The 4,755-nt window shown below is 69.3% G+C and carries 3 protein-coding genes; all 3 read right to left on the bottom strand.

Going from position 1 to position 4,755, the window contains the following annotated elements; all coding sequences use genetic code 11:
* Positions 1-152: 152 nt before the first annotated feature.
* Positions 153-1,715, bottom strand: coding sequence for an MFS transporter (locus tag AC36XV_RS11160; protein ID WP_492203763.1), 1,563 nt, complete (start codon positions 1,713-1,715; stop codon positions 153-155).
* Positions 1,716-1,740: 25 nt separating this feature from the next.
* Positions 1,741-3,666, bottom strand: a complete 1,926-nt coding sequence (locus tag AC36XV_RS11155) for a 4-alpha-glucanotransferase (RefSeq protein WP_492203762.1) — start codon at positions 3,664-3,666, stop codon at positions 1,741-1,743.
* Between the two features lie 189 nt (positions 3,667-3,855).
* A partial coding sequence (locus AC36XV_RS11150) for a RagB/SusD family nutrient uptake outer membrane protein (RefSeq protein ID WP_492203761.1) occupies positions 3,856-4,755 on the bottom strand: 900 nt, incomplete at its 5' end.

The following is a 4,755-nucleotide window of genomic DNA, read 5'->3' as shown; positions in this document are numbered from 1 at the left end:
CGCGTCCGCGACCACGGCCTCCTTCGGCGCCGGATGCTGGGCCTCCGACGGGCTCGAGCTTCCGTCCGGGGCCGCCCGGCAGGCCGACAGCGCCAGCAGGCCGATCGATGCGAGCGGCAGGCAAAGGTATTTCATCGGTCCCACCCCCATGTTCAGATCGAGACCGCCGCCGCCACGTCGTCCCGGTCGTCCACGCGGAGCGTCAGGAGCGCCGCCAGCACGAGGGACCCGCCTCCAATGAGGAGGGCGTAGATGGCGTGGCCGCCGAAGAACCGGCCCACGAAGAAGCCGAGGATGGCGGCCGCGACGATCTGCGGAATCACGATGAAGAAATTGAACACGCCCATGTAGTAGCCCATCTTCGACGGCGGCAGCGACCCCGTGAGGATCGCGTACGGCATCGACAGGATGCTCGCCCACGCGATCCCGACCCCCACCATCGATCCGAGCAGCAGTCGCGGGTCGGAGATGATCCACACCGACAGAAGCCCGATCGCGCCCGCCACCAGGCAGAGGGCGTGGGCGATCTTCCGGCTCGTCCGCTTGGCCAGCACCGGGATGGCGAACGCCACCAGGGCGGCCACTCCGTTGTACGCGGCAAAGGCGACCCCTACCCAGTTCGCCCCGTCGTTATACAGGGCGGAGGTGGTGTCGGAGGTCCCGTAGATGTGACTGGTGACCGCGGCCGTGGTGTAGATCCACATCGCGAACAGGGCGAACCACGAGAAGAACTGCACCCAGGCCAGCTGCTTCATGGTGTGCGGCATGTCCTGGAAATCGTTCATGATCGTCACGAAGCCGTTGTCGTACCGGCCTCGCTTCTGCATCAGCCCGCTCAACACGAGCAGCGCGCCGACCGCGGTCATGCCGGCGGACAGGATCATCACCTGGTAGAGGGCCTGACGCACCATCCAGACGCTGAACAGGGCTCCGATCACCAGCAGGATCCACCCGAGCCGCATCTGCCGCCCCCCGTTCGCCGCGTACTCCTCCGGGGTCCGGAGATCGGCGACGAACCCTTCCCTCTCCTGGTTCTCCTCGAACGACGCCATCTCCTCCGGCGAGTACTCTCTCGAGCGGAAGACCGTCCACGCCACCGCGAGGAAGAACACGGCCGCCCCGAGATAGAAGGACCAGCGGACCGAATCCGGAATCTGCCCGGCCGGCGCCTCGTTGCTCACCCCGAAGCCATTGGTGAGAAGCCAGGGGAGGATCGAGGCCACCACCGCGCCGGTGCCGATGAAGAAGCTCTGCATGGCGAAGCCGGTGGTGCGCTGCTCCGACGGCAGGTTGTCCCCCACGAAGGCGCGAAACGGCTCCATCGAGATGTTGATCGACGCATCCATGATCCACAGCATGCCCGCGGCGACCCACAGGGTGGGGGAGTTCGGCATGACGACCAGCGCCGCGGAGGCCAGGATCGCCCCCACCAGGAAATACGGCCGTCGCCGCCCGAGGCGGCCCCACGTGCGGTCGCTGAAGTAGCCGACGATCGGCTGCACGACCAGTCCGGTGACCGGAGCGGCGATCCACAGGATGGGGATGTTCTCGACGCTCGCTCCGAGCGTTTCGAAGATCCGGCTCACGTTGGCGTTCTGCAGCGCGAAGCCGAACTGAATGCCCAGGAAGCCGAAGCTCATGTTCCAGATGTCCCAGAACGAGAGCCGCGGCTTCGGCCGGAGCTCCGCGGGCGGCGATACGGCGGTGGATTCCATGTTCCGGAACCTCGTCAGGAGTGAGTCAGTCGGATCGTACGGCGCGGGCCCGGGCCAGGACCCGCGCCAGCTCCACGACCTCGGGGTCCGCGAGCGCCTCGTCCAGCAGGCGGCTCATCGGCCGCTGCCAGTTCGGCCGCTCCAGGGACCGGGTGCCCGGAAGGTTGACGCCCTCCTCCTCGAGCCACAGGTCTTCGAGCCACGCCACCACGAGAGGGCTGTCGGAGGAACCGAGCCACCGGAGGGTCTCGGCCAGCAGGGTCCTCGGATCTTCCACGCTTTCGCCCAGGCGCCGCGCCAGGCGATCGGTCGCTTCCGCGCGCTCCTGCCGGACGTCGGGCTCGGCGGCCTCCTCGAGGAGGCCGCACCGGACCCGTTCCCCGATGTCCACGCCGGACAGCCAACCGGCGAAGGTGGGCGTGTCGTGCGTCCCGATGAGGGCCATGTCCCTGCCCGTGGCCGGCGCCATGTCCGGGTCCTCCGACGCGGTGAACTGGGCCAGGTACATGCCCCGGATGTGGTGCCGCGGCAGGGCCTCGCCGATCTCCGGCGGCACCGTGCCGAGATTCTCGCCCACCACCTCGCACCGGTTCCGGTGCGATTCGAGCGTGAGCACGGCGAACAGCTCCTCGGCCGGATACGAGACGTAGGTGCCCTCGTCCTTGCCCATGCCCTGCGGGATCCAGTAGAGCCGCGTCCACGCCATGATGTGGTCGATTCGGAGGACCCCCGAGATCCGCGCCTGGTGCGCGATGGACGCCGCCACGTATCGGTGCCCCTCTCGCCGCGAGGCCCCCGGGAGCACCGGATGGAACCCCCAGTCCTGGCCGCTCGGGAAACCACCGTCGGGCGGCGCGCCGACCGACATCCCCTCGGCGAACAGAGAGGCGCGGGACCACGGGTCGTAGCCATCCGGGTGCACACCCACGGCGAGGTCGAGCCCGAGCCGCACGCCGTCGGCCTCCAGGTCCCGCCTCAAGTCGTCGAGCTGGGAGCGAACCCGGGCCTGCGCCACCAGGTGAAACCGCTCCTCCTCGGAGTCCACATGGTCCGCCTCGAACCGCCCTTCCCGGGCCGCCGCCGGCCAGTCCCTCCAGCTTCGGCCCAGCCGGGCCTGGGCGCCGCGGAACCGGGCGTACCGGAGGAGCTCCTCGTCCACCTCCGTCGCTCCGGGCGCGGGCGCCCCGGCCAGCGCGGCCCGCACCTCGGCGTCCGCAGCCTGCACGTCGAGCCGCCGCGGCGGCGGTGTCGGACGGTTCGCCTCCCCGAGGTCGAGCAGCAGCTCGGACCAGAAGAGCCGGCTCACCGGAGAGTAGGGGCTCGGCTCGGGCGGATCGTCGTTGAAGGTGGGAAGCAGGGGAAGCACCATCACGAGGTCACCGCCCAGACCGTGTACCCAGCGAGCGACCGTCTCGAGGTCCCGCAGGTCGCCGCGGGACCGGCTGCGCGAGGACCGGAAGGCGGCGACCTGTCCGCCCACGCCCCAGCTGCGCCGCTCTTCCTCCCGGCGCCACGCCTGCACGGGCGCGGAGATCACGGTGGACTCCTGCAGACCGGCGGCAGACTCGACCTCGAGCCGATGGTATCCCATCGGCAGCGGACCGGGGGCCCGGAATCGGCCCGTCTTCCCATCCAGCGTCAGGTTGACCGGCTCGTCTTCCTCGAGGATCACCCGCGCCCGGAACGGCCCTCCAGCGGGCACCGGAAAGGGGGCCAGCCCTCCATCCCAGGCGACCAGAACGGGGGGAAGCGTTTCGGCTGCGCGAGCCGCCTGAACGGCCCGGAGGGCGTCGGCGGCCTCCGCCGGTCGGGCCAGCGGCGCCCCGAGCGAAGCGCACACGCGCACCAGCGTCTCCGGCGCGACCGTGACGGGCCGTCGCAGACCGTCCACGTAGTCCGTGTACACGCCCATCGCATCGGCCAGTGAGGCCAGGGCTTTCAGCTCATCCATGCGCGTCCGGTGACTGGCGGAACGTTCGCGATCGGGAACATCCGGCCGGGATTATAGCGGATCGCGGGCGGGCGTGGCGACCGTTCGGGAGCCACCGGTCGGTGGCCCCCGCCCGAACCCGACCCGAAAAGCATCAGCCCGGCCGCCGAGGCGACCGGGCTGAAGGTTGAATGAACCGCGCGTCCGGGATCAGTAACCCGGGTTCTGCGTCATGTTCGGGTTCGCGCCGAGCTCGAAGTCCGGAATCGGAAACAGGTTGACGTAGTCGGGAGTCGCCGCTCCCGTCTGCACGTTCCCCTTCCAGCTCCACAGCTTCTCGCCGCCCGAGAAGAGGCCGTAGCGGACCAGGTCCGTGCGACGATGGCCTTCCCACCACAGCTCCCGGGCCCGCTCGTCGAGCACGAAGTCGAGCGTCAGCTCGCTGGCCGTGATGTTCCCGCTGTCATCGCCGTACGCCCGTTCCCGGAGCTCATTGATGTAGTCCACCGCCGTGCCCGTGTCGCCACCGCCGCCCCGAAGGACGAGCTCGGCATACATCAGGTAGGCATCGGCAAGTCGGAACACCGGGAAGTCGGTGTCCGGATGGGTCTGGTTCGAGCCGGGCTGGCCGAGGCTGGACACGTTGCTGTACTTCGGCGCCGCATAGCCATCGTTGAAGTTCGAGATCGCCCCGACCTCGAGATTCTGGCCGTCGGTCCAGAAGTTCTGACGTCCGTCCGGGCTGTCCGCCCCGCCCGGGAACAGCGCCACGAACTCCGGATTCACCCGAAGTCCCCACCAGCAGAAGTCGAGGCCGAAGTCAGCCGCGTTCATGCTGCCGCCGCAACCCGCGTGGGCCAGGAAGGTCGTGCCGCCCCACGTGCGGGTGGCCTGGCCGTCATAGGGGGTGACGAAGATGAACTCCGGGTTCTGACCGTTGTCCGCCTCGAACATCGCCCAGTAGTCGGCGCTCAGCGAGTAGGCCGGAATGACCTCCTCGATCTCCGCCATGGCGCTGCCGTAGTCGGGCGCGCCGGTATATACCCCGGCGTTCAGGTAGAGCTTCGCGAGCAGCATGGATACGGCGCCCTGGTCCGCCCGGCCGTACTG

Source organism: Candidatus Benthicola sp. (assembly GCF_058719085.1).
The sequence above is the reverse complement of the archived record's forward strand: the minus strand, read 5'-3'. Positions and strand labels throughout refer to the sequence as shown.